This is a genomic window from Stenotrophomonas maltophilia group sp. vghtpe118, assembly GCF_052605195.1.
Genome location: NZ_CP199672.1, coordinates 1,331,787 through 1,356,882 on the forward strand (window position 1 = coordinate 1,331,787; position 25,096 = coordinate 1,356,882).

The 25,096-nt window shown below is 67.9% G+C and carries 20 protein-coding genes; 7 read left to right on the forward strand and 13 right to left on the reverse strand.

What is annotated here, in order from left to right:
• Positions 1–48: 48 nt before the first annotated feature.
• From ACUDTM_RS06265 to ACUDTM_RS06275, 3 genes are all read right to left on the reverse strand, one after another.
• The gene (locus tag ACUDTM_RS06265; protein ID WP_005417742.1) at positions 49–2,175 is read right to left on the reverse strand and encodes a putative bifunctional diguanylate cyclase/phosphodiesterase; all 2,127 of its coding nucleotides are present in this window, start codon (positions 2,173–2,175) and stop codon (positions 49–51) included.
• Entirely contained in the window at positions 2,172–3,047 is an 876-nt protein-coding gene (locus ACUDTM_RS06270) for a phosphate/phosphite/phosphonate ABC transporter substrate-binding protein (RefSeq protein ID WP_227836954.1), read from the reverse strand. Before ACUDTM_RS06270 ends, ACUDTM_RS06265 begins: the two co-directional genes overlap by 4 nt.
• Before the next feature lie 103 nt (positions 3,048–3,150).
• The gene (locus ACUDTM_RS06275; protein WP_072168405.1) at positions 3,151–3,921 is read right to left on the reverse strand and encodes an RNA methyltransferase; all 771 of its coding nucleotides are present in this window, start codon (positions 3,919–3,921) and stop codon (positions 3,151–3,153) included.
• Positions 3,922–4,041: 120 nt separating this feature from the next.
• On the opposite strand from ACUDTM_RS06275, the gene ACUDTM_RS06280 reads away from it, so the two are divergent.
• Positions 4,042–4,869 carry an inositol monophosphatase family protein gene (locus tag ACUDTM_RS06280; protein ID WP_005417749.1) on the forward strand — a complete coding sequence of 276 codons (828 nt, stop codon included), beginning with the start codon at positions 4,042–4,044 and terminating at the stop codon, positions 4,867–4,869.
• 677 nt (positions 4,870–5,546) lie between these two features.
• On the opposite strand, the gene htpX is transcribed toward ACUDTM_RS06280, so the two are convergent.
• Positions 5,547–6,413 carry a protease HtpX gene (gene htpX, locus ACUDTM_RS06285; RefSeq protein ID WP_049415827.1) on the reverse strand — a complete coding sequence of 289 codons (867 nt, stop codon included), beginning with the start codon at positions 6,411–6,413 and terminating at the stop codon, positions 5,547–5,549.
• A 93-nt stretch (positions 6,414–6,506) separates the two neighbouring features.
• Between htpX and gluQRS the strand changes: the two genes are divergently transcribed.
• The 3 genes from gluQRS (at position 6,507) to phaR (ending at position 8,901) form a co-directional block, all read left to right on the forward strand.
• Positions 6,507–7,427 carry a tRNA glutamyl-Q(34) synthetase GluQRS gene (gluQRS, locus tag ACUDTM_RS06290; protein ID WP_353080622.1) on the forward strand — a complete coding sequence of 307 codons (921 nt, stop codon included), beginning with the start codon at positions 6,507–6,509 and terminating at the stop codon, positions 7,425–7,427.
• A gap of 17 nt (positions 7,428–7,444) precedes the next feature.
• The gene (gene phbB / locus ACUDTM_RS06295; protein ID WP_088497642.1) at positions 7,445–8,185 is read left to right on the forward strand and encodes an acetoacetyl-CoA reductase; all 741 of its coding nucleotides are present in this window, start codon (positions 7,445–7,447) and stop codon (positions 8,183–8,185) included.
• A gap of 182 nt (positions 8,186–8,367) precedes the next feature.
• Positions 8,368–8,901: a polyhydroxyalkanoate synthesis repressor PhaR gene (phaR, locus tag ACUDTM_RS06300; RefSeq protein WP_072168416.1), complete on the forward strand. Its 534-nt coding sequence runs from the start codon at positions 8,368–8,370 to the stop codon at positions 8,899–8,901.
• 74 nt (positions 8,902–8,975) lie between these two features.
• Here the strand turns inward: phaR and ACUDTM_RS06305 are convergent, their stop codons facing one another.
• The 6 genes from ACUDTM_RS06305 to ACUDTM_RS06330 all read right to left on the reverse strand — a co-directional run bounded on the left by ACUDTM_RS06305 (position 8,976) and on the right by ACUDTM_RS06330 (position 16,522).
• Complete coding sequence (locus tag ACUDTM_RS06305) at positions 8,976–9,938, reverse strand: TraB/GumN family protein (protein ID WP_005417757.1); 963 nt, start codon at positions 9,936–9,938, stop codon at positions 8,976–8,978.
• 2 nt (positions 9,939–9,940) lie between these two features.
• Positions 9,941–10,870, reverse strand: coding sequence for a DUF1684 domain-containing protein (locus tag ACUDTM_RS06310; RefSeq protein WP_188240787.1), 930 nt, complete (start codon positions 10,868–10,870; stop codon positions 9,941–9,943).
• An 11-nt stretch (positions 10,871–10,881) separates the two neighbouring features.
• On the reverse strand, positions 10,882–12,783 hold the full coding sequence (gene mutL / locus ACUDTM_RS06315; RefSeq protein ID WP_061478061.1) for a DNA mismatch repair endonuclease MutL: 1,902 nt from the start codon (positions 12,781–12,783) through the stop codon (positions 10,882–10,884).
• A 121-nt stretch (positions 12,784–12,904) separates the two neighbouring features.
• Positions 12,905–14,476 (reverse strand): N-acetylmuramoyl-L-alanine amidase, encoded by a 1,572-nt coding sequence (locus ACUDTM_RS06320; protein WP_061478062.1) that lies wholly within the window; start codon positions 14,474–14,476, stop codon positions 12,905–12,907.
• 82 nt (positions 14,477–14,558) lie between these two features.
• On the reverse strand, positions 14,559–15,041 hold the full coding sequence (gene tsaE / locus ACUDTM_RS06325) for a tRNA (adenosine(37)-N6)-threonylcarbamoyltransferase complex ATPase subunit type 1 TsaE (protein ID WP_072168411.1): 483 nt from the start codon (positions 15,039–15,041) through the stop codon (positions 14,559–14,561).
• Positions 15,038–16,522, reverse strand: coding sequence for an NAD(P)H-hydrate dehydratase (locus ACUDTM_RS06330; RefSeq protein WP_445391215.1), 1,485 nt, complete (start codon positions 16,520–16,522; stop codon positions 15,038–15,040). Before ACUDTM_RS06330 ends, tsaE begins: the two co-directional genes overlap by 4 nt.
• 23 nt (positions 16,523–16,545) lie before the next feature.
• Between ACUDTM_RS06330 and queG the strand changes: the two genes are divergently transcribed.
• Entirely contained in the window at positions 16,546–17,616 is a 1,071-nt protein-coding gene (gene queG / locus ACUDTM_RS06335) for a tRNA epoxyqueuosine(34) reductase QueG (RefSeq protein ID WP_061478065.1), read from the forward strand.
• Between the two features lie 44 nt (positions 17,617–17,660).
• Complete coding sequence (xseA, locus tag ACUDTM_RS06340) at positions 17,661–18,992, forward strand: exodeoxyribonuclease VII large subunit (RefSeq protein WP_111007930.1); 1,332 nt, start codon at positions 17,661–17,663, stop codon at positions 18,990–18,992.
• Between the two features lie 171 nt (positions 18,993–19,163).
• On the opposite strand, the gene ACUDTM_RS06345 is transcribed toward xseA, so the two are convergent.
• The 3 genes from ACUDTM_RS06345 to ACUDTM_RS06355 form a co-directional block, all read right to left on the reverse strand.
• Positions 19,164–20,515, reverse strand: a protein-coding gene (locus tag ACUDTM_RS06345; protein WP_445391216.1) for an IS3 family transposase whose coding sequence is annotated in 2 segments (ribosomal slippage) — positions 19,164–20,068 and positions 20,068–20,515 — 1,353 coding nt in all. Because the reading frame shifts where the segments join, the coding sequence is not laid out codon by codon here.
• Between the two features lie 470 nt (positions 20,516–20,985).
• Positions 20,986–21,882: a M48 family metallopeptidase gene (locus tag ACUDTM_RS06350; protein WP_065186028.1), complete on the reverse strand. Its 897-nt coding sequence runs from the start codon at positions 21,880–21,882 to the stop codon at positions 20,986–20,988.
• Between the two features lie 88 nt (positions 21,883–21,970).
• Entirely contained in the window at positions 21,971–23,863 is a 1,893-nt protein-coding gene (locus ACUDTM_RS06355; RefSeq protein WP_088496276.1) for a formylglycine-generating enzyme family protein, read from the reverse strand.
• 84 nt (positions 23,864–23,947) lie between these two features.
• Here ACUDTM_RS06355 and rnd point away from each other — a divergent pair, with 84 nt between their 5' ends.
• Entirely contained in the window at positions 23,948–25,027 is a 1,080-nt protein-coding gene (gene rnd, locus ACUDTM_RS06360) for a ribonuclease D (protein WP_019660532.1), read from the forward strand.
• Positions 25,028–25,096: the final 69 nt, after the last annotated feature.

The following is a 25,096-nucleotide window of genomic DNA, read 5'->3' on the forward strand; positions in this document are numbered from 1 at the left end:
GTCGCAATGCATAAGCGACTTAATCCCCTCCGTCCCCGTTTGTGTCGGTCAGAGGCCCGACTCGATCATCCGCACCACTTCGGTGGCGGTCACCGGGTGGCTCAGCCAGTAGCCCTGGCCGAGATCGCAGCCGCGCTGCACCAGCAGTTCGAACTGGGCCTGCTGCTCGATGCCCTCGGCCACCACGGTGATGCCCAGTGCGTGGGCCATGGCGATGATCGCCGTGGTCAGCGCCAGATCGTCGGGATCGCGCTGCATGTCGGCCACGAAGCTCTTGTCGATCTTCACGCCGTCCACCGGCACCTGGCGAAGATGGCTGAGACCGGAGAAGCCGGTACCGAAATCGTCCAGCCAGACCTTCACGCCGGTGCGGTGCAGCTTGTCCAGCAGCTGCGCGGCAACCATTTCGTCGCCGATCACCGCGGTTTCGGTCAGTTCCAGGTGCAGGCGCGACGCCGGCAGCCCGGACTCATGCAGGCACTGCGCGACCAATGCCGGCAGTTCACCGCCGCGCAGCTGCCGCGGCGACACATTCACCGACACGAACAGATCATCGCCGCCCGCCCCGCGTGGCCACTGCGAGGCTTCCATGCAGGCCGCACGCAGCACCTTCGGGCCGATGAGCTCGATCAGCCCGCTCTGCTCGGCCACTTCGATGAACACCGACGGCGGAATCGTTCCCAGGGTCGGATGCTGCCAGCGCAGCAGCACTTCCACGCCGACCATGCGCCGGTCGCGCATGCGGAAGATAGGCTGGTAGGCCAGGCGCAGCTCGCCGCGCTCCCAGGCCCCGCGCAGCTCCTGCTCCATGTGCACGCGGCGCTCGACCGCGTGGTCCATCGCACGGCTGTAATAGCGGTAGCAGTTCTTGCCGGCCATCTTGGCCTGGTACATGGCGATGTCGCCGTTCTTCAGCAGCGTGGTCGCATCAGCGGCATCGTCCGGGAACAGGGTCACGCCGATCGAAGTGCCCAGGAACAGTTCCCGGCCCTGCACCACCAGCGGCTTGCCCAGCTCGCGCACCAGCACTTCGGCCAGCAGCCGTGCGTTGGCCGCCACGTCGCCATCACCGACCAGGATCACGAACTCGTCGCCGCCAAAGCGGGCCAGCAGCGCTTCATCGCCACCGGCTTCGGTAACCGCACTGCCGATGCGCTGCGCGAACTGCAACAGCGCTTCGTCACCGGCCTCATGGCCCAGGGTGTCGTTGACGCGCTTGAAGTCGTCGATATCGGCAAACAGCAGGCCCAGCCGATGATTGGATGCGCGCGCGGCCATCAGGCGATGGTCCAGCGCTTCCCGGAATGCCAGCCGGTTGGTCAGCCCGGTCAGCGCATCGGTATAGGCCATGCGCCGCACCTCGCGGTCATGGCGGGCGATGGCATCGCGCATGCGGGCGAAGCCGCGCACCAGCTCGCCGACTTCGTCGTCGCGGGTGTTCTCGGCCAGCGGCGCCTGGTAGTCGCCAGCCTCGATGCGGCGCGCCGCAGCGGCCAGGTCCCGGATCGGCGCCACCAGGGTGCGCTGCACGTACAGGATCACCACCACGCCGATCACCACCAGCAGGCCCAGCATCAGCAGCAGCCAGCCCAGGTGGCGGCTGCCGACCTGCTGCAGGCGCTCGCCGAGCGTGGCATTGGCGGCCTGTTCGCGCTGCTGCACCTCGTCCAGCGCCATGCCGACGCGGACGCCGCCGATGCGCTGGTTGCCGACCATGATCGGCATGGTGTTGTCGAGCACCTTGGGCGATTCCTGCACCACCAGCGCCTGCGCCACCGCGGCCTTGGGGGCCAGCGGGTCGGTCATCGGCTGGCCGAAGCCGGACACCTCTATCGAGCCGTCATGCACCAGCCGGCCGCGTTCGTCGAACACCAGCACATAGCGCACGACCGGTTGCCGTGCGGTGCTGCGCACAAGCGCACCGACCTGGTCCAGGTCGCGGTAGTACAACGGGTTGGCCAGCGCGTCGGACAGCTCGCGCGCCATTGCTTCGCCGCGGCTGCGCACGCTGCGGTCGAACAGTTCATGGATGACGCCACCACTGAGGTTGCGCACCTCGCCCTGCATCGCCGCCTGCCGCCCCAGCAACACCGCCAGGATCGCCACCACCACGACCATCGCCCCGCCCATCGCCAGCAGGAACCGGGCCTGCATTCCCGAGCCGAGCCACTTCATTCCACTTCCATCCGCACGCGCGTCAATCCTTGTTTCAATTCATCCAGCCGCTGCTGCGCATGCGCATCGACGCGGTGGAAACCGGAAGTGCCGAAAAACCGATGCAGCGCCCCCTGTGCCTGCGGGTCGCTGGCCGCCTGCAGCAGGACGTCCTGCAGCCGGTCACGCACCCGCGGGTCAAGGTCGGCGCGAACCATTTCCACCGCCCGTGGGTAGGGTTCGGTGCGCAGCAGTTCGCGGAAGTCGCGCCGGAATGCTGCAGGCATCCGTCGCTCGTCATTCCAGTCCACGCTGCTCACCGCCCCCACTTCGACCATGCCCTTGTGCACGAACGTGGCGATGTTCAACTCGCTACGTGCGAACACGTACCCCACGCTGTCCCGGCCCGGCACGTCCCACACACCGGCCAGGATCTGCGGCGCCAGCCCCTCCTGCAGCAGCGTCATCACCGGCACCAGGTAGGCACTGGTGGACGCCGTGTTCTGCAGCGCCAGGCGATGCCCGCGCAGGTCCTGGATCCGCTGGATCGGACTGTCGCGACGCACGAAGAACACGGTCTGGTACTCACGCACGCCATTGCGCTCGGTCAGCAGCAGCGGCCGCGCGCCACTGCGCTGGCCCAGTGCCACCGCCGTACCCGACGTTTCCGTGACCCAGTCGACCCGCCCCCGCCGCAGATAGCTGGCCATCTGCTGCGGGTCGCGTGCCATCAGGATCCGCCCTTCCTTGATGCCGACGTCGTGCATGCGTGCCACTACATAGTCCAGCAACGGTTGCAGCTGCTCGTAATGGGCCTTGGGATCATCGCTGATCCGGCCCAGCACCAGCACCCGGTCCGGTGCTGCATGCACCGTCCCGGCCAGCAGGATCATGACCAGGCTCAGCAGTCCCCTCTGCACTGCCCTTCGCAGACCCGACACAGGCTTCATCCCCCCTGGGTATCCGGACAGACTACCCGAAAAAATGAGAACGTCGTCAGCTGTCCTTGTTGCCCGCCTGCGCCAGCCGCGCCATCCGCTGGGTGTCGGCAAGGATGCCGCGCAACAGGCGCACTTCCTGCTCGCTCGGCTCGCTGCGCAGGAACAGCCGGCGCAGCTTGCGCATCGCCGATTCCGGCGCGCGGCCCTTGTGGAAATCGATCTCGTCCAGGGTGTCGCCAAGCTGGGCGAAGAAACTCTCCATCTGTTCATGGCTTGCTGCCTGTTCGCGGAAACCGGGCTCGGCGTCCGCGGCCGGCTGCGCGCCCAGCAGCTGCATGCGTGTCTCATAGGCCAGCACCTGCACGGCGGCAGCCAGGTTGAGCGAGCTGAACGCCGGATCGGACGGGATGTGCACCGCCGCGTGGCACAGCTGCAGTTCTTCGTTGGTCAGGCCAGTGCGCTCACGGCCGAACACCAGCGCCACCTCGGCGCCCTCGCCCGCCTTGGCCACCGCACGAGCGGCGGCATCGGCCGGCAGGTACTCCTCCAGCTGCACGCGGCGGGCACGCGCGGTGCAGCCCAGCACCAGGCGGCAATCGGCCACGGCCTCGGCCAGGGTGGCGACCACCGGGGCGTCCCCCAGCACATCTTCGGCACCGGCAGAGCGGCGGAAGGCCTCCTCGTCCAGCGGTTTCTCGGGGGCGACCAGCACCAGGCGGGCCAGGCCCATGGTCTTCAGGGCACGGGCGGCGGCCCCCATGTTGCCGGGGTGCTGGGTACCGACCAGGACGAATCGGAGGCGGGTGGTGGCAGGAAACTGGGACATGAACAGGGAAAAGGTCGAGCTGGACGATGACCAATGGTAAACTGTGCGGCCGGCCACTGCGCCGGACCCGCTCTTTTCCCCCGCCAGTCCATCTCTTCTGCCTTTCCGGGAGCCCACGCCATGCAGAAACCCGCCGTCACCGTCATGGTCAAGGCCGCCCGCCTCGCCGGCAACGTCCTGTTGCGCAACATCAACAAGCTCGAGGCACTGAACGTGGTGCAGAAGGGCCGGATGGACTACGCCAGCGAAGTGGATGCGGACGCGGAAAAGGTCATCGTCAAGGAACTCAAGCGCGCTTACCCGGACTACGGCATCTTCGGCGAAGAAGGTGGCGTGCAGGGCGAGCGCCGCCAGATGTGGGTCATCGACCCGCTGGACGGCACCAGCAACTACCTGCGTGGCGTGCCGCACTACTGCGTGTCGATCGCGCTGGTAGAGAACGGCGAGCCGACCGACGCGGTCATCTTCGACCCGCTGCGCAATGAACTGTTCACCGCCAGCCGGGGTGCCGGCGCCGTGCTGAACGACCGCCGCATCCGCGTGGCCGACCGCAAGGATCTGGAAGGCACGATGATCCACACCGGTTTCGCCCCGCGCGAGCGCAGCCGCGCCAGCGCCCAGCTGAAGGCGGTCGACGCCCTGCTGGTGCACGGTGAGGACATCCGCCGCACCGGTTCGGCGGCACTGGACCTGGCCTACGTGGCCTGCGGCCGTGCCGACGCCTACTTCGAGGCCGGTGTGAAGGCGTGGGACATCGCCGCCGGCCTGCTGCTGGTCCGCGAGGCGGGCGGCAAGGTCTGTGACTTCAAGGGCGCGACCCTGGGCCGCATGGACAACCGTGGCCCGGAGACCCACCAGATCGTGGCCGGCAACCTGAAGGTGGCCGAGTCGCTGCAGAAGGTGCTGGTGAACACCGGCTACGCCGCCGAGTTCGACGCGAAGTTCTGAGGTTTTGCGTAAAGCGGTTCATGGAGACGGCGCCTGCGAGGGTGCCGTTTTCGTTTGTGCGCACGGAGATTCGTTTCCGCGACCGCGGGGGGTGTCACTTTCTTTGCGCGCAAAGAAAGTAACCAAAGAAACGCTCCGCCAGGGCGCGAGCCGACGTGCTGCGCACGCCGGTGCCCTGCGCTCCTCGGCCCGCCGAGGGACGGTGCGGGAACTCGCTGAGCTCAGACACCCGCACCTCTTCGCCCTCGCCGGACCTGCGGTGCTCGGCTCGCTCAAGGCGGACCCAAGGTCAAATGCCACAGCTGCACCCAGTACATCTTCGCGACGGGGGATGCTGTTGTTCTTGATCTTGATCTTGACCTTCCAGTCCGCCTTGAGCGAGCCGAGCATCGCAGGGGAATCAGGGGCAAAGAGGCGCCGATGTCTGAGCGCAGCGAGTTCGGCGCCGTCCCCTGATTCGCCGAGAAGCGCAGGGTACCGGCGCGTAGCGACGGCTCGCGCCCCGGCGGCGTGTTTCTTTGGTTACTTTCTTTGCAGGAGCAAAGAAAGTGACACCCCTCCGCGGTCGCGGAAATGACTCTCGCCGGGTCGTACCCGGCGCCACAGATGCGTCGGCGCGCCAACAAAAACGCCCGGCGCGCGGCCAGGCGTTCCTGCACTACCTTGAAAGCAGAAGCTTACGCCACCGTCGACGCCCGCAGCGCGGCGATGCGCTCTTCCAGCGGCGGGTGGCTCATGAACAGCTTCTTGGCCGTCGAACCGGAAATGCCGAAGGCGGCAATCTGGGTCGGCAGCGTGCTCTGGCCATGGTTGAGCTGCAGGCGCTCCAGCGCGGCGATCATCTTCTGGCGACCGGCCAGCGAGGCACCGCCGGCATCGGCGCGGAACTCGCGGTGGCGCGAGAACCACATCGAGATCATCGTGGCGAACAGGCCGAACACCATCTCCAGCACGAACACGATGATGTAGTAGGCGAACCCACGGCCGCCGCCTTCGCGGTTGCCCGACAGCGCGCTGTCGATGATGCCGCCGACCACGCGGGCCAGCACGATCACGAAGGTGTTCAGCACACCCTGCAGCAGCGCCATGGTAATCATGTCACCGTTGGCGACGTGGGCGATCTCGTGGCCCAGCACCGCTTCGGCCTCGTCTTCGCTCATGTTGTGCAGCAGGCCGGTGGACACCGCCACCAGCGCGTTGTTGCGGTTGGCACCGGTGGCGAAGGCATTGATCTCCGGGCCGTCATAGACGGCCACTTCCGGCATGCCGATGCCGGCGGCCTTGGCCTGGCGCTCGACCGTGGCCAGCAGCCAGCGCTCGGTCTGGTTGCGCGGCTCGGTGATCACCACCGCACCGGTGGAGCGCTTGGCCATCCACTTGGACAGCAGCAGCGAGATGAAGGAGCCACCGAAACCGAAGATGCCGGCCATCACCAGCAGGCCGCTCATCGAACGCGCGTCCACGCCCAGGATCGACATGACGATGCCGGCCAGGATCAGGACCGCGAGGTTGGTCGCCAGGAACAGGGCAATACGGGTGAACATGGGAAAATCCGGCTCGGAAGGGGTCGATATCCGTCAATTTGCGGTGCGCTCAGCTTGAATTCAAGCGCCAACCTGACCGACGATTCAGCCTGCATGACCGCCATTGTTCCCTGCGGCCGCTTCGCGCCCTCGCCGACCGGCCTGCTCCACCCCGGATCCCTGCTTGCCGCCTTCGGCAGCTGGCTGCTGGCCCGCCACCACGGCGGCCTGTGGCGGCTGCGCATCGAAGACGTTGACCCGCCGCGTACCGTGCCCGGCGCCGCGCAGTCACAGCTGCAGGCACTGGCTGCGTTCGGCCTGGTCCACGACGGCCCGGTCCTGTGGCAGAGCGCTCGAGGCGAGGCCTACCAGGCCGCGCTGGACGTGCTGCTGGTCAGCGACCAGGCCTTCATCTGCCACTGCAGCCGCAGCGAACTGGCTGCCAGCGGCGGCATCCACCACCGCTGCGTTGCGCGGCAACCGCGACCGGACCCCGCCGTCCGCTTCCGCGTGCCACCGGGCAGCGTCGTGCACTTCGACGATGGGCTGCGTGGCCCGCAGCAGCAGGACGTGCATGCCGAAGTCGGCGACTTCGTGCTGCGCCGTGCCGACGGCTGCTGGGCCTACCAGCTGGCGGTGGTGGTCGATGACGCCGCGCAGGGGGTGACCGAAGTGGTGCGCGGCGCCGATCTGCTCGATTCCACCGCGCGGCAGATCCTGCTGCAGCAGGCGCTGGGCCTGGCGGTGCCGCGCTACTGGCACCTGCCGCTGCTGCTCGACGCCCCCGGCCACAAACTGTCCAAGTCGCTGGCGTCGCTGCCGGTGGACAGTACACGGCCGGTGCCGGTACTGCGCGCGCTCTGGCAACTGCTGGGCCAGGCCCCTGCCGCACTGGACGGCGCCGATGACCGGGATGCGCTGCTGCACACTGCGCAACGGGCATTCGACCCGGTTCGACTGCCGCGGACCGACATCCTGTTGCCGGCCGGCGCACTTTCCGCGCCGATGTTGCAGAATCCCCCTTCCCCCACCTGATTCCCGGACAGCATTCCATGACATCTCGCGTCGCACTGGTCACCGGCGGAACCGGCGGCATCGGTACCGCCATCTGCCAACGCCTGGCCGACCAGGGCCACCGGGTCGCCACCAACTACCGCGACGAGGGCAAGGCCCGCGCATGGCAGCAGGCGATGACCGAGCGCGGCTACAACGTGTCGATCTTCCCGGGCGATGTCTCCGATCCAGGCAGCGCCGAGGCGCTGGTGCGTGCGGTCGAGGCCGAGCTGGGCCCGGTCGAGATCCTGGTCAACAATGCCGGCATCACCCGCGACACGACGTTCCACCGCATGCGCGCGGACCAGTGGCACGATGTGATCAACACCAACCTCAATTCGGTGTTCAACGTCACCCGTCCGGTGATCGAAGGCATGCGGCGCCGCTGCTGGGGCCGGGTCATCCAGATCAGCTCGATCAACGGCCTGAAGGGCCAGTACGGCCAGGCCAACTACGCCGCGGCCAAGGCCGGCATGCACGGCTTCACCATTTCGCTGGCCCGCGAGAACGCCGGCTTCGGCATCACCGTGAACACCATTTCGCCCGGCTACGTCGCCACCGACATGGTGATGGCGGTTCCGGAGGACGTACGCGCCAAGATCATCGCCGACATCCCCACCGGGCGCCTCGGCAAGCCGGAGGAAATCGCCTATGGCGTGTCCTTCCTGGTGGCCGAGGAAGCCTCATGGATCACCGGCAGCAACCTGGACATCAACGGCGGCCACCACATGGGCTGGTAAGCCGCGCAGGGGCCGTTGCGGCATGCGCTGACGGCCCCTGCCGATGGTCATGCTGCGCAGCACGCAAACCCTTGCTGCGCAACATGATCGCTGCTGAAAGCCAAGCCCGGCGGGGGCTGGGGCGGTTGCAACCGCTGCTGCACTGCGCCATGCTGCGCGTCTACTGTGACGAGTACCGCTTCATGGCTGCGACCCGCATCATCAAGAAGTATCCGAACCGCCGTCTCTACGACACCGAGATCTCCAGCTACATCACCATCGAGGACGTGCGCCAGCTGATCCTGGACGGTGAAGACTTCGAAGTCCGCGACGCCAAGAGCGGCGACGACCTCACCCGTTCGGTCCTGCTGCAGATCATCGCCGACCAGGAACAGGACGGCGAACCGATGCTCTCGACCCAGCTGCTGAGCCAGCTGATCCGCTTCTACGGCGATTCCCTGCAGGGCTTCATGGGCAACTACCTGGAGCGCAGCATGCAGGTCTTCCTCGACCAGCAGCAGCAGTTCCGCCAGCAGATGGGCAACCTGCTGGGCCAGACCCCGTGGGCGATGATGAACCAGCTGACCGAGCGCAACCTGGAGCTGTGGCAGGAATTCCAGCGCAGCATGGGCAGCGGCTTCGGTGGCCCGCGCCCGGGCGGCACCGGAACGGGAACCGGCAACAGGCCCGGCGAACCCGGCACCGGTACCGGCACCGGCGGCAAGACCCGCCGCTGAGCTGCAGCAACGGCTGATACGGAAACGGCGCGCCCCTGGCGCGCCGTCTTGTTTGGCATCGCGCCAACCGTGCGTCAGCGTTTGGCCTTGCACCCCGTGCACACGCGCTCGACCTTGTAGCCCTTCGCCCTCAGCTTCTCGACCACGCCATCACTGCCCAGCAGGTGCAGCGTGCCGACCACCACCAGCGTACCGCCCTGCCCGGCCTGCAGGTACGGCTGCAGCTTCGGCACCCAGGCATCGTTGCGACCGGTGTTGATGCGCTGGTACAGCTGCGGATACTGCTGGCGCATTTCTGCCGCCATCTTGGTCCACAGCAGGCGCTCGTCGCCGCGACGCCATGCATCATGCAGCAGCCGCGCCTGCTCATCGGCCTTGCCGGCCTGGTCCAGTGCTTCGGCCAGCATCTGCCGCTGTTCCTGCACCGTCATCCCGTCCAGCATGCCGATCTGGGTATCGATATCTTCCAGTCCCGCGGTCTTGCGGCCGGTCTTCTGCGCACGTTCCATGAAGTGGCGGTCCAGGCCCAGCGCCGGGTCCAGGCCCAGCTTCTGCATCTGCCCGATCGAAATGCTCAGACCGACGAACCACGGCTTCATGCCCTGCATCTGCGCCAGCGGCAACTGGTTCTGGGCAGCAAAGGCCTGCAGCTTCTGCCAGGTGGCCGCATCCAGATCACGCTTCAGCTCGCTGCCATCGGTGCGGGTCGCAGCCTGCACCATGCGGCTGGCCAGCTGGGGCGACTGCATGTCTTCCGGCGACAGTTCGAACACCACCCGCTGCGAGGCTTCGAACGCCTGCTCGACATCGGGCGACAGCGGGTAGTCCTGTGGCTTCAGCAGATGGAACGATCCCAGCAGGTACACGCGTGCATCGCCCGGGCCGGTGACTTTCCACAACAGGGGTACCGGCGGCTTGGCCGCCGTTGCGGCCGCGGCCGCGGCAGGGCTGGCCTGGCCATCGCGGGCCGTGGCCAGTGGCGCCACTGCGCAGGCCGCCAGCAACAGCGCGGTACGGAACAGGTGTTTTATCGGCATGGTCAGCCTTCTCCTTCAGGCAGGTGGTAGGCCTTCTCGCCCGCTTCCACGCGCAGGTCCAACCGGTTTTCCGGCGGCGCCAGCGGGCAGGTCGCGTAGGCGGTGAACGCGCACGGTGGGTTGTAGGCATGGTTGAAATCGATGCGCACCGTGCCGTCTGCAGCGGGGGCATCGGTATCCAGATAGCGCCCGGCCGGATAGCTGCCGCGGCCGCTGGTGCGGTCGGCGAAGATCAGGAACAGTGGCTGCCCGGGCGCACCGATGGCCTCCAGGCGCCAGCTGCGGCCATCACGTTCGAACTCCACTGCACCGGCATTGGGCATCTCGGTGGTCAAGCCAGTGATGTCGACGATCGGCAAGGTCTTCCCCGGCGGATGCGCGATGAAACGCGCCTGCACCTGCCAGTCCGCGCCGCCCGGCCAGTACTGCAGGCCGGCGAAATCACGCCGCGCAGGTGCCTCGGCATGCTTGACCCGCAGCGCGTCCCGTGGCCCCCGGCGGATGATGCTGAGCTGGCCCTTGCCGCCATCGAAGGCCAGCAGCGTCGGCTGCGCGTCCTTGTCGGTGTCGACGCGGATGCGGCCACGCACCGGCTGGCCGTCGTGGCTGACATCGACACCGGCTTCAGGCGTGAACCACCACTGCGTCCCGTCGCGGCGCAGCAGGCCCAGCCTGTCCGGGCCGACCGACAGGCGGATACCGTTGGTGGCGCCGCTGCCAACGAAATGGGATTTGTTCTGCAGCCAGTGCAGGCCGACCAGGGCCGTCCAGCCATCGGGCCGGGTCAGGTCCTGGTAGCGCGCTACACGCCATTGCTGCTGCGCGGCCGCGTAGGCCGGATCTTCAGCGACCGTCGGCGCCGGCGGAGTTGCCGGGCTGCAGGCGGCCAACACCACGGCGGCCAGCAGGCCCGCCACTCCCCGATAACGCATCGATGCTCCCCTCAACGTCCGCGCAGGAACCAGCGGTCGATCTCCGCCAGCGAAAAACGGGCCCAGGTCGGTCGGCCGTGGTTGCACTGGCCGGACCGTTCGGTGATTTCCATGTCGCGCAGCAGCGCGTTCATTTCCGGCACGGTCAGGCGCCGGTTGGCACGCACCGCGCCATGGCAGGCCATGGTCGACAGCAGCTCGTCGCGTGCACTGGCCACGCGGCGGCTCTGGCCGTGCTCGCGCAGGTCGGTCAGCACGTCGCGCAGCAGTCCTTCCGGTTCGGCATGCGCCAGCAGTGCCGGAATGCTGCGCACGTGCAGCGACCCGGGGCCGGCCCGGGTCACCTCGAAGCCGAGCGCCGCCAGTGTGTCGGCTTCGCTTTCGGCGGTGTCGGCCTCGCGCTCGCCCACCGCCAGCGTGATCGGCACCAGCAACGGCTGCGACTGCAGGCCGATGCCATCGTGCGCATTCTTCAGGCGCTCGTAGCCGATGCGTTCGTGGGCCGCATGCATGTCGACCACGATCAGGCCTTCAGCGTTCTCGGCCAGGATGTAGATGCCATGCAGCTGCGCGATCGCGTAGCCCAGCGGCGGTACACCCGCGTCGGCACTGGTTACCGGCAACCCGTTCTCGCTCGGCATCGGCGGCAACGCCGCTGCGCGTTCGGCACCGGCCGGCGTGGCATACAGCGCGGCGTAGGCGGCCGGTGCATCGGCCACCTGCAGGCCCAGCGGCTGCTGCGGACGCCAGCCTGAAAATCCGCCACCACCACCTCCCGAGCCGGGCGCAGCCCCACGCACCAGCCCGAACCCCGACGCGCCGGCGCTCGATGCCGTCGGGACGGCGGCGGCGTCCGCCGGATGTGCGGGGCCGGCACCGATCTCCTGCGCCGACATGCCGGCACGGGTATCGGCCAGCGCATCCTTCAACGTGCGATAGACGAAATCGTGGACCAGCCGCGAATCGCGGAAGCGCACCTCGTGCTTGGCCGGATGCACGTTGACGTCGACGCGGGTCGGATCCAGTTCGAGGAACAGCACATAGGCCGGCTGGCGGCCGTGATACAGCACGTCGCCGTAGGCCATCTTCACTGCGTGGGCGACGCTGCGGTCACGCACTGAGCGACCGTTGACGTACAGGTACTGCTGGTCGGCGCTCGCGCGCGAATAATGCGGCTGCGCAATCCAGCCATGCAGGCGCAGGCCGGCGCCGCTGTGGTCCACGCGCACGGCCTGGTTGGCGAAATCCTCGCCCAGCGTTTCGGCAAGGCGTGCATCGGAATACAGATCGCCCGGCTTGTAGCGCCGCGAGGCCTTGCCGTTGTGCGACACGCGCAGCTCGACATCCGGCCGTGCCAGCGCCAGCGAACGCAGCCACTCTTCGATATGGCCCAGTTCGGTACGCTCGGCGCGCAGGAACTTGCGCCGCGCCGGCACGTTGTAGAACAACTCACGCACTTCCACCGTGGTGCCCGGCGCATGCGCGCGCGGGGTCACCTCGCCGATCTTGCCGCCTTCGATCTGCAGTGCCGAACCGTGCTCGTCGTGCGCGCGCCGCGAGCACAGGGTGAAGCGGCTGACCGATGCGATCGACGGCAGCGCTTCTCCCCGGAAACCGAGCGTGGCCACCGATTCGAGATCGTCAAGATCGGCGATCTTGCTGGTGGCATGGCGCGACACTGCCAGTGGCAACTGCTCGGGCGCGATGCCACTGCCGTTGTCGCGGATGCGGATCAGGCGCACGCCGCCCTCTTCAAGATCGATATCAACGCGGCTGGCGCCGGCGTCGATCGCGTTCTCGACCAGTTCCTTGACCACCGACGCGGGTCGTTCGACCACTTCGCCGGCGGCGATCTGGTTGATCAGGATCTCCGGCAACGGCCGGATCGGGCGCGGATGGGTAGCAGACGTCATGCGGGGATGATAACGGAGCGGCCAAGGGTAGAGTCGAGCCATGCTCGACTGACGGGCTACCCGCAAGGCCCAGTCGAGCGCGGCTCGACTCTGCAGAAAGCAGAAACCCGCCTTCGGCGGGTTATTTGCTGCCGCCGGCCATGGTGGCTGCGGCGTCGATCTCGGCCTGCGCGCGGGCGGCATACAACGTGCCCGGCGGCGGTTGGCGGCTGAAGAAGGTGTGCACACCATCCAGCACAGCGCCAGCGACCTTGCGCTGGTAAGCCGGGTCCGTCAGGCGGCGCTCTTCATCCGGATTGGAAATGAACGCCGTTTCCACCAGCATCGCTGGCATGTCCGACGTGCGCAGCACCGCGAAGTTGGCGCGCTCGATGTTCGGCTTGTGGTTGTTGCCGATCCGCTTCAGGCCGCCCAGCACGTGGCCGGCGGCGTCTTCGGACGCCTTCATGTAGCCGCTCTGCGCCAGGTCCAACAGCACATTGGCAAGCGTGCCCTCGGTCTGCTGCAGGCGAACGCCACCGACCAGATCGGCCGCGTTTTCCTTGTCTGCCAGCCAGCGGGCGCGCTGCGAAGAGGCACCCTTGGTCGACAGCACGTACACCGACGAACCCGTGGCCGAACGGTTCTCGGCCGCGTCGGCATGGATCGAAATGAAGATGTCCGCCTTGTTCGCACGCGCCTTCTGCGCACGCATCGGCAGCGGGATGAACACGTCGCTGTCGCGCGTCAGGTAGGCCTTCAGGCCCGGCGTGGCGTTGACCTGGCGGGCCAGCTCACGCGCCACGGCCAGGGTGACATCCTTCTCGCGCTTGCCGGTCGGGCCGATCGCACCCGGGTCCTGACCACCATGACCGGGATCGATCGCCACCACAAGGTGGCGCATGCCGGGCTGCATGCGGATGCGCGATGCATCGCTGGGCATGGCCGGACGCGGCGGCTCGGCCGGCGTCGGTGCCGGTGTAGGGGCCGTTGCCGGCGGCGTGGTCACCACCGCAGCAGTGCGCTGGCCGGCGAGGATTGCAGCCGGCGAGGATGAAGGCGTGCTGCTGGCCGCGACACCTGCCGCAGCAACCTGGGCCGGCGCGCTGGTCGGTGCGGGGGTCGGCGTGGCGGGTGCGGCGGCGCTGGCGCTGGCCTGCTGCTGCACCTGTGCGGTCAGCAGGGCGGTGGCCCGCGCAGCATCGGTGCGTGACTGCGCGTTCTCGGCCGGCGTGGGCGCGACTGAGCCCCCCGCAGCGGCCGCCTGCGGCTGCACCGCCGGTGGCGTCGCCGGGCGGCTGGTTGTGGCCACGGCAGGGCCATCACCCGGCCATTCGATCACCAGCTTGGATTCATTGCCCTCGCGCTGCATCTGCGGGCGGAACGGCGCCACCGATTCGGCAAGGTCGAACACGACACGGAAAGTGCCCGGGACCGGCTGTCCGGTACGTACCGCCGTGACCACACCCTGCGCGGCCGGCATCTTCAGGTTGCGTACGGCGCTGGAGTCGGGGAAATCGACCACCAGGCGGTTCGGGCCGGCCAGCGACAGGGTCTTGTAGCCGCCACTGCCGACCAGTGAGATCTCGGCACGGGTGCCGGTCGCGCCGGTGTTCAGCAGCACCTGGCGGACTTCACCCGCCCACGCACTGACGCTCGCCAGACCCAGTCCGACGGCGGCACAGATGGCGATGAGACGGTTCCCCGGGCGCATGGCTCAGGATTCAATCACCGCGCTGAACGGAATGCAACACCTTTTTCCTTAATAATCCGTAACCTGCCGATCTTTGTTCTCGTCAGCCGACAGAAATGGCCTGCAAGTCGCCCCCTTGGGGCAGCCGTTTCAGCCATTCATGTCCAACGTCGCTGGCTCCGGTGAGACGGACACGGCGCCCCTGTCCTTCGATCTCCAGCGCTACCACCAGATCGGTCGGCGGCAGCGCGCCGGCGCCCCGTTCCGGCCATTCCACCAGCCACAGCACCGCGCTGCCCTCGTCCAGGCCTAGGAAATCCAGCTCACCGGCCTGGCCGATGCGGTACAGGTCCAGGTGCCACGCCTCACCGCCACTGGCCAGCGGATAGCGCTCGACCAGGGTGTAGGTGGGGCTGCGGATCGCGCCCCGCACGCCCAGCGCGCGCAGCAGCGCGCGGGCCGTAGTGGACTTGCCGGCGCCCAGGTCGCCGCGCAGTTCGATCAGCGCCTGCGGCGGCCGGGTGGCCGCCAGCCACTGCCCGAGCAGTTCGGTGGCGTCGCTGTCGGCAAGGAAGAAATCGGTCATGGGAAGCATTCCGGGTTGGCCAGTCGCCGCAACGGCGCCAGCAGATCAGTAGGAAGCAGGCCGCGTGCACCGTCAGCGGCAGCCGCGTCGCCGGCCAGCGCATGCAGCAACGCGCCCGCCGCGGCGGCATCGAAGGCGGCCAGGCCCTGCGCACGCAGGCCGGCGATGATGCCGGTGAGCAGGTCGCCCATGCCCCCCACGGCCATGCCGGGATTGCCGGCGGCGATCAACCGGGGCGTTTGCCCGGGCGCCGCCACGATGCTGCCGGCGCCCTTCAACACCACCACCGCGTGGAAACGCTCGGCGAGCGTCTGCGCACAGGCGTAGCGATCGGCCTGGATGTCGCTGGTGCTGCAGCCGAGCAGGCGTGCGGCCTCGCCCGGGTGCGGTGTGAGGACGGCGCCGGGCAAGGCACGCGGATCCTGCGCCAGCAGGTTCAGCGCGTCGGCATCGACCACCAGTGGTCTGGCGCTGGCCAGCACCCGCGCAAACAGCGCGCGTGCCCATTCGTCCTGGCCCAGACCGGGCCCGATCGCCACCACCTCCGCCCTGTCAAGCAAGGCCGGCAGCGCTTCGCCGTCTTCCAACGCGTGGGTCATCGCCTCGGGCAGCCGAGCCAGCAGTGGACCGACGTGGTCGAGGCGGGTGCCCAGGCTCAACAGCCCCGCCCCTGCGCGCAAGGCGGCCTCGGCTGCCATGGCGATGGCACCGCCGCTGCCGTGGTTGCCGCCGACGCACAGCACGTGGCCGGATTCACCCTTGTGGGTATTTGCGCGGCGCGGCGGCAACAGGGCCGGCAACCGTGCCTGCGTCCAGTACTCCACGGCAGGCGACACGCTTTGCCATGCGGCCGCGGGCAACTGCAGGGGTGCCAGGGCCTTGTGCCCGCAATGATCCAGCGCGTCGCCGGTGTACAGCCCGCGATGGGCCACGATGAACTGCAGGGTCAGCGCAGCGCGTACTGCCGCGCCGGGTACCGCACCGCGGTCGGCATCGACGCCACTGGGCACATCCAGGGCCAGCACAGGTGCCGCCTGCGCATTGATCGCAACGATCAGCGCCTGCGCCGCGCCCTCCGGCGCGCGATCGAAACCCAGCCCGAACAGGGCATCGACCCAGAGGTCGGCCTCGGGCAGCGCGCCGTCGAACTCGGTGATGGCGCCGCCGTCGGACCTGAACTCCGATGTTGCACGCTGCGCCAGCGCGGTCGATGGCGCCCGGCCCGGCAGGGCGATCACCCTCACCTCGCGTCCGGCCTGCAACGCGTGGCGAGCCAGCACGAGGCCGTCGCCGCCATTGTTGCCCGCACCGACCACCACGCCGATGCGCTGCGCCTGCGGCCAATGCTGCAGCAGGCACTGCCAGGCGGCCTGGCCGGCCTGCGCCATCAGTCCCCAGCCAGCATCCCCCGCCAGGGTGGACGCCTGGGCATCCAGCGCACGCGCGGCAGCGGAATCGAACAGATCGGCGAGGTTGGCCATGCAGGGATTTTATACTGGTGCGCATGTCCCTCGCCCCCTCCCCCGTCGATCCAGCCCAGGCCGTGCAGCGCATCCGCGAACTGGCCCGCGCGCATGGCTTCCAGCGCTGCGGCATCGCCGGTATCGAGCTCGGCGAGGACGAGGCGCACCTGGCCGACTGGCTGGGCCAGGGCCTGTACGGCACGATGGACTGGATGGCGCGCCACGGCACCCTGCGCGCACGACCGGCCGAGCTGTTGCCCGGCACTGTGCGCGTGATCTCGGTGGGCATGGACTACAGCCACAAGGATGACACCGAAGCGTGGGCGACGCTGGCCGACCCGGGCCGCGCCTACGTGGCGCGCTATGCGCTGGGCCGCGACTACCACAAGCTGATGCGCAACCGCCTGCAGAAGTTGGCCACGCAGATCAACGACGAAGTCGCACCACTGGGCTACCGCGTGTTCGTCGATTCCGCCCCCGTCCTGGAGCGCGCACTGGCCCGCAACGCCGGGCTCGGCTGGATCGGCAAGCACACCTGCCTGATCGACCGCCATGGCGGTTCCTGGTTCTTCATCGGCGAGATCTACATCGACATCCCGCTGCCGATCGATACGCCGGCCACGGCGCACTGCGGCACCTGCACGCGCTGCATCGATGTCTGCCCGACCCAGGCCATCACCGGCCCGCAGCGGCTGGACGCGCGGCGCTGCATTTCCTACCTGACCATCGAACACGACGGCGCCATTCCCGAACAGATGCGCCCGCTGATCGGCAACCGCATCTATGGCTGCGACGACTGCCAGCTGGTCTGCCCCTGGAACAAGTTCGCCAAGCGCACCGACGAAGCCGATTTCCGCGCGCGCAACAACCTCGATACCGCGCGCCTGGACCAGCTGTTCGCCTGGGACGAAGCCGAGTTCCTGCGCCGCACCGAAGGCAGCCCGATCAGGCGCAGCGGCCATGAGCGCTGGCTACGCAACATCGCCGTGGCGCTGGGCAATGCGCCGTCCTCGGCCGAAGCGCTGGCTGCGCTGCAGACCCGCATCGACGATCCCTCGCCGCTGGTGCGTGAACACGTGCAGTGGGCACTGGGCCAGCACACGGCGCGCTGACGTGCGATCCTGAGCCCCCGTTCCGCCCGCAGCACGCCGTTTCCATGCAGCCACGCAACAACGACATCCTCACCCCCAGCCAGCTCAACACCCTGGCCCGCGACCTGCTGGAAGGCAGCTTCCCGGCGATCTGGGTCGAGGCCGAACTGGGCAGCGTGGCGCGTCCTGCCTCCGGACACCTCTACTTCAACCTGAAGGACGCGCGCGCGCAGCTGCGTGCGGCGATGTTCCGGATGAAGGCGCAGTACCTGAAGTTCGTGCCGCGCGAAGGCATGCGCGTGCTGGTGCGCGGCAAGGTGACCCTGTACGACGCCCGTGGCGAGTACCAGATGGTGCTGGACCACATGGAGGAAGCCGGCGAAGGCGCGCTGCGCCGCGCCTTCGAGGAGCTGAAGGCACGGCTGGAGGCCGAGGGCCTGTTCGACCCGGCACGCAAGCGGCCGCTGCCGGCGCACGTGCAGCGCCTGGCCGTGATCACCTCGCCCACCGGCGCCGCCGTGCGCGACGTGCTGAGCGTGCTCGGCCGGCGCTTCCCGCTGCTGGAAGTGGACCTGCTGCCGACCCTGGTACAGGGCAGCAGTGCCGCCGCGCAGATCACCCGGCTGCTGCAGGCCGCCGATGCCAGTGGCCGCTACGACGTGATCCTGCTGACCCGCGGTGGTGGTTCGCTGGAAGACCTGTGGGCCTTCAACGATGAAACACTGGCCCGTGCGATCGCCGCCAGCCGCACGCCGGTGGTCTCGGCGGTGGGCCACGAAACCGACTTCAGCCTGAGCGACTTCGCCGCCGACCTGCGTGCACCAACGCCCTCGGTGGCGGCCGAGCTGCTGGTACCCGACCAGCGCGAACTGGCCCTGCGCCTGCGCCGCACGGCCGCCCGCATGGTGCAGCTGCAACGGCATGCGATGCAGCAGGCGATGCAGCGCGCCGACCGCGCCCTGTTGCGCCTGAACGCCCAGAGCCCGCAGGCACGACTGGATCTGCTGCGTCGACGCCAGCTCGATCTGGGCCGGCGCCTGCATGCCGCGTTCAACCAGCAGCAGGAGCGCCGTGCCGCGCGCCTGCGTCACGCGTCTGCGGTACTGCGTGGGCATCATCCGCAGCGCCAGCTGGACGCGATGCAGCGTCGCCTGACCGCCCTGCGTGGGCGGCCGCAGGCAGCGATGCAGCGTCTGCTGGAGCGCGATGCACTGCGACTGCGCGGACTGGCGCGTTCACTTGAAGCAGTCAGCCCGCTGGCGACCGTGGCGCGTGGCTACAGCATCCTGACCCGCAGCGACGATGGTGCGCTGGTGCGGCGCATCGACCAGGTGCAACCTGGTGACGCCCTGCAGGCCCGCGTCGGCGACGGCGTGATCGACGTGCAGGTCAAGTAGAGGGTTGTTCGGCAGGGCTGCGCCCTGCACCCGCGGTAGTGCCGGCCGCTGGCCGGCAGCCTCAACAGCAACAGCAAAAGCTGGCATTCCGCGGGTTGGCGGGGCGGTGCCAGAGTGCGGGGACGCCGTAAACCCGTCCATGAAGTGACCCCCGAGACTTGGACGGTGGGGTCAGGCGGCTGCTTGGGCCTGTTCCCGGTACTTTACCGGGCTTAGCCCCTTCAATTTCAATCTGATTCGCTCTTGGTTGTAGTACTTGATGTACTCCACCAGCCCGGCCTCCAGGCTTTCGATGCTGTCAAATCTGTTCAGGTAGAAGAACTCCGACTTCAGCGTCCCGAAGAAGCTTTCCATTGCCGCATTGTCCAAGCAGTTGCCACGTCGGGACATGCTTTGCTTCAACGAGTGCTTTTCCAGCATGTGCCGGTAGTTCTCATGCTGGTACTGCCAGCCCTGGTCGGAGTGGATCATTGGCCGCTCATCCGGCGAAAGCTTCTTGATGGCCTCCTCCAGCATCTGACCTACCAGATCGAACACAGGCTGGCGCTTGATCTGATAAGCCACGATTTCACCGTTGTAGAGGTCCATGATCGGCGACAGGTACAGCTTCATGCCTTGCACCTTGAACTCGGTGACGTCGGTCACCCACTTCTGGTTGGGCCGCTCGGCATGGAACTGGCGATTGAGGTCATTGCCAACCACAACATTGGCGGCCCCTTTGAAGGACCGGTAGCGCTTCACGCGTACCCGTGATTTCAGGCCCATCTCCCCCATCAGGCGCTGTACCCGCTTGTGATTGGTCCGATGGCCCTGATTGGCCAGTTCCAGCGTCACCGTGCGATACCCATAGCGCCCTTGGCTTTGATCGTAGATTGCCCGGATGCGCTCGCACAGGGCTGCCTCATCCTGATCCGGATGGGCCAGGACATGGTTCTGGTAATAGAACGTACTGCGTGACAGCTCTGCCGCTTCGAGCAGAAGCGACAGCGTATGAACCTGCCTCAATCCTTGGATGGCTTGCGCTTTGCGTCCTGCGCCGCCTGCTCTTCCCGGATCAAGGCATCGAGTTTTTTTAGGTAGTCGGTCTCCGCACGCAGATAGGCGACTTCCTTGAGCAGCTCATCGCGGCTCATTTCCTCAGGTGGCTTGGACGAGCGGGTCTTTTTCATCGGCTTTCGGGGCGGCGGCGGAGGTGGTGCCAGCGCTTGGGCACCGCCTTGAGCATACAGGCGACGCCACCGACCCACCGCGCCGGCATCGCCAATTTGAAAGTAAGTGGCGGCCTCCCGCCCGGACATGCCGTCCTGGCCCATCTTCTTCAGGACAGCCAGCTTGAATGCGAGGTCATAGGACTGGGCCTGGCGGCGAAACCCGCGCCAACCATGCAGCCGATAGGTCGCCACCCAGCGCCTGACCGTGGAGAACTCCAGGCCGTAGCGACGAGCAACGGCTTTGACCGATGTGGAGGTCTTGCAGGCCTCTTTGGCGACCTGCAGTTTGAAACGCGCGTCGTATCTGTTCATGTATCCCTCGGGGTTGGATCTGATGTCCAACTCCCGGGGGTCACTTCACCATGGGGGCTTGGCAGCCGCATCCATGCGGCTGACACCCCGCACTCCGACACCGCCCCACCTCTGACAGTTTTCCGCGATGGGGTAGATCCACGCCATGCGTGGATGAATCTCCATCGAAATCGAATACATCGAATCGAGATCGACAAGCATCCACGCATGGCGTGGATCTACCGTGTCGACCAAGGTCGACACCTACCAACAGCAGCAGAAATCTGTCGAAGGCGGGGTGGGTCCGGTTGCGGGGGCGTGAGCCGCATGGATGCGGCGACCGAGCTTACATGGACGTACTTGCAGCGGCCCCCGCAACCGGACCCACCCCGCCATCCCACGGAATGCACGCTGTTGCTGTTGCCGTTGAGGTTGCCGGCCAGCGGCCGGCACTACCGCAGGTGCAGGGCGCAGCCCTGACGAACAACCCCCTACTTTGCCTGCTCGCAGAACTTCTGCCGGTACTCGAGCGCCTTCGGCATCAGTGCCTGCAGGTTCTGGATGCGGGTGCCCGGATTCGGGTGGGTGGAAGCGAACTCCGGCGGCGCCTGGCCGCCACTGGCCTGGCCCATGCGCTGCCACAGCGGCACCGCCTCGCGGGGATCGAAGCACGCCGCTGCGGCCAGCATCAGCCCCACTTCATCGGCCTGCGTCTCGTGGCTGCGTGCATAGGGCAGCAGATACCCGTAGCCCATCGCCGACATCATCATCTGTTGCTGCTGCGCATCCATGCCGCTGGCGGCACCGGCCATCTGCCCGATCTGGGTCAGCTTCTGCTGCGCCATCCGCTGCGCACCATGGCGCAGCAGCGCGTGGGCGATCTCATGGCCCATCACCACCGCCATCGCATCACGCGTACGCGCCACCGGCACCAGGCCGGTGTAGACCGCCATCTTGCCGCCCGGCAGGCAGAACGCATTGGCCTGCTCGGACGGGATCACATTCACTTCCCACTGGAAATCCCGCGCGAAATGCGCCGGCTGCACGCCGTGCTCCTGTGCCAGCGCGGTCTCCACCACATCCACCTTGGCGATCAGGCGCTGCGCGATGTCGCGCACATCGCGCGCGATCGGCGCATTCGGATCCATCGGCCGTTCCTGCGCGAGGATCTGCTGGTAGGCCTGCAGACCGAGCGCGGTCTCCTGGCGCGCATCCAGGCTGCTGTCGATCATCACCTTCTCGCCGGTGTAGGGATCGACGGTGCGATTGGAGAACCAGTAGAACACCGCATAGCCCGCCGCCAGCAGCAGCACCCACCAGCGGATGTTGCCGAACAGGCCGCGTCGCTGCGGGCCTTGGGGCGAGCGGGAAAAGGGATCGTTGCGCATCGGTGGTCTTCCAGCAGACCCCGCCGGCTGGCGGGCACGGCGCAATCTTAGTGCGCGGACGCCAGCAGCGGGTGAAGCCCGATGCCGCTCAGATGCCGCGCACCAGACGGAAGCCGATGCGCGCATTGGTGGTGTCCGAATCCTGCGATTGCCGCCAGGCCGCACGAGTCTGCTCGGGCGCATTGGCCCAATTGCCGCCCCGGATCACCCGTGACCGGCAGCCCGGGTTGAACCAGGCGACACCGTCGGACGGCGCACGCCGGTAGCTGGCGTGCCAGCAGTCGGCCACCCATTCGCTCAGATTCCCGGCCATGTCGTGCAGGCCGAAAGCATTGGCCTGGAAACTGGCCACCGGCGCCGGTCCCCACCAGCCATCGCCATAGCCGATGAAAGCGTTGTGCCAGTGCCGACCCGAAGGCGAGACGTCCTTGCTGCCGGTGAAGTTGCCGCTGCCCGGCGGCGGCGTACCGGCGTCTCCCCAGGGGTAGCGGCCACTGTTCCCGGCGCGCAGCGCATATTCGAATTCGGCCTCGCTCGGCAGCCGGTAGCTGCGTCCGGTCTGCTCGGACAGCCATGCCGCGTAGTTCTCGGCATCCCGCACGCTGACATGCATCACCGGCGAGTTGCCCAGTGCGCGCGCGCCATCGTAATCCGAACGCCAGTCGACGCCGCTGCGGCGGATGAAATTGCCGCTGCGCTCGTCATAGACCACCGAGTGGCCGCGCCGGGTCGCACGTGGTCGTGCATTGGTCGACCTCACATAGCGCTCGAAATCGCCGACGGTAACCTCGGTGATCGCCATCGCGAAGCCGCGGTCAAAGCGAACGTAATGGGAGGGGCGCTCGGCGTCGGTGGAACCGGGCTCGGCATCACCCGCGCCCATCTGGAAGCCGCCATGCGGCACCACCACCATCTGCGGACCGCGCCCACCATCACGCATCGCGTCGCTGAACACCTGGCCCGGGCGGAAGCTGCCGTAATGGGTGGCCAGATCGATGCGTTCGCGCAGCTGGGCCACCACCGCATCCCCCGGCAAGGCGATGCGCAGGGCCTCGGCCAGCTTTTCGCGCGCCGGCTTCAGCCCCTGCGGCGTCGCCAGCTCGCGCAGGCCCTCATCACGCAGCTGCAGCAGCGCGGCGGCGCGGATCTGCTCGATGCGCTCAAAGGCATCGGCAATGGTCGGTGACGAGTCACGGACCTTGCTGGCTTCGGCCAGCCAGGTGCCCGCACTGGCAAAGTCGCGTACGCGCGCGGCGTCCTCGGCCCGGCGGATCAGGCCACTTTCGGCCGCCGCCAGGCCCTGCCGCGCCCGGCTGTTGTGTTCGTCCAGAGCCAGCGCTTCACGGAAGTTGCCGATCGCACCGTCACCGTCCTCACCGATCCGCCCCGACCGCAGGTCTTCCTCGCCAGCACGGTTATAGGCCACCACGCGCTGGGCGAGCTCCACCCGGCCCTGCAGCGCGCGCACCTTCTCATCCTTCGGCGCCAGGGTCAGCAGCACCAGCGCCTGGCGACTCGCCTCGGCCAGCGCCTCGCGCTGCCGCAGTGGCCGAACCAGCAGGGCATCGGCCTGCTGCTGCAGGCGCTGGCGAGCACGCTGCAGGCCGCTGCGGGCCAGGCGGTCATCCGGGTCTTCCTCCTGTACCGCCAGCCACAGCGGAACCGCCGCGTCGGCGTCCTCGTACAGGTGCCCTTCGCTGAACGCCTTTTCGGCTGCGCGACGCAGCTGGGCGACGCTGCGGCCCTGCCGGTCGACCCGTGGCGGTGTCCACCGCTGCACGTCCTCGGTGGCATCCTCACCGGCGATGGTGACGCTGCCCTGCCCGGCCCCCGGTGTCGGCTCCGCCAGTGAACCTTCCTGCGGCCGCGCGTCTTCGCCGGCAGCCGGCCCCGGCTCCGGTGTCGCCGAGGGCGACGGTGTGCAACCGGCCAGGGCCACGGCCAGAGCGGTGCACAGCACGGACGACAGCGGAAAACGCAAGCAGGATCTCCTTCGGCACGGACGCGGACCGACGTTAGGCTATTCTCCCCTGCCTGAGCAAACCCGAGTAGTAGGCCCTGACCCGTGGCAACCTGGATCACCACCCCCGCCGAGCTGGATGCGTACTTCCAGCAGCGTCCGGCCCGCATCGGCCTGGACACCGAATTCATCCGTGAACGCACATTCTGGCCGCAGTTGGCTCTGGTGCAGATGGCGGTCGGGCAGGACATCCTGCTGATCGATCCGCTGATTCCCGGCATGACCGAGGCACTGGCGCCCTGGCTGGCCGATGAATCGATCACCAAGGTGATGCACAGCGCCAGCGAAGACCTGGTTGCCTTCAAGTGGACCTGCGGCGTGTTGCCGCGACCGCTGTTCGACACACAGATCGGCGCCTCGCTGGCCGGCATTGGTGGCGGCATGGGCTACCAGAAGCTGGTCGCGGAAATCACCGGCGTGGCGCTGGCCAAGGGCGAAACGCGCTCGGACTGGATGCGCCGTCCGCTCTCGGAGTCGCAACTGCAATACGCCGCCGACGACGTCGAGCATCTGTTCGCGCTGCATGACGCGATTGATGCCAAGCTGCAGGCGCTGGGCCGCCAGCAGTGGCTGCACGACGACGGCGAGCGCCTGCTGGCCAGCGTCGCCAATGACGAGGACCGCTGGCCGCATCTGGCGATGCGCTCAGCGCAGTTTCTCGATGCTCCCGCGCAGCGCCGCCTGCTGCGCCTGCTGCGCTGGCGTGATGTGCAGGCACGCAGCAGCGACCGGCCGCGCAGCTGGATCCTGGACAACGAACTGGCCGCCACGCTGGCACGCACGCCACCGGCCGATGCCGCCGCGCTGGCCACGCTGTTTGAACAGTTCCCGAAGGCACCGCGCAAGCTCGCCGGCGCGGTGTGGCAGGCGCTGGACACGCCGCTGGCCGATGAGGCCGAGGCACCGCTGGCATTGCCCGCCAACGACACCAACAAGCAGGCACTGAAGAGGCTGCAGGACGCCGTTGCCGAGCGCAGCCGCGAGCTGGGCCTGCCGGATGGCGTGCTGGCCTCGCGCAAGCATCTGGAAAGCTACCTGGAGCGCCGCCAATGGCCGGCCGCACTGGCCGGCTGGCGCCAGCAGGAGCTGGAGTCGCGGCTGCAGGCGTTGCTGCCCGCACGTTGATGGCACAAGGCGCCGGACCACGCCGGCGCCGTGCACCTCAAGCCTGCAGGGGCCGTGCTAGGGTTTGGC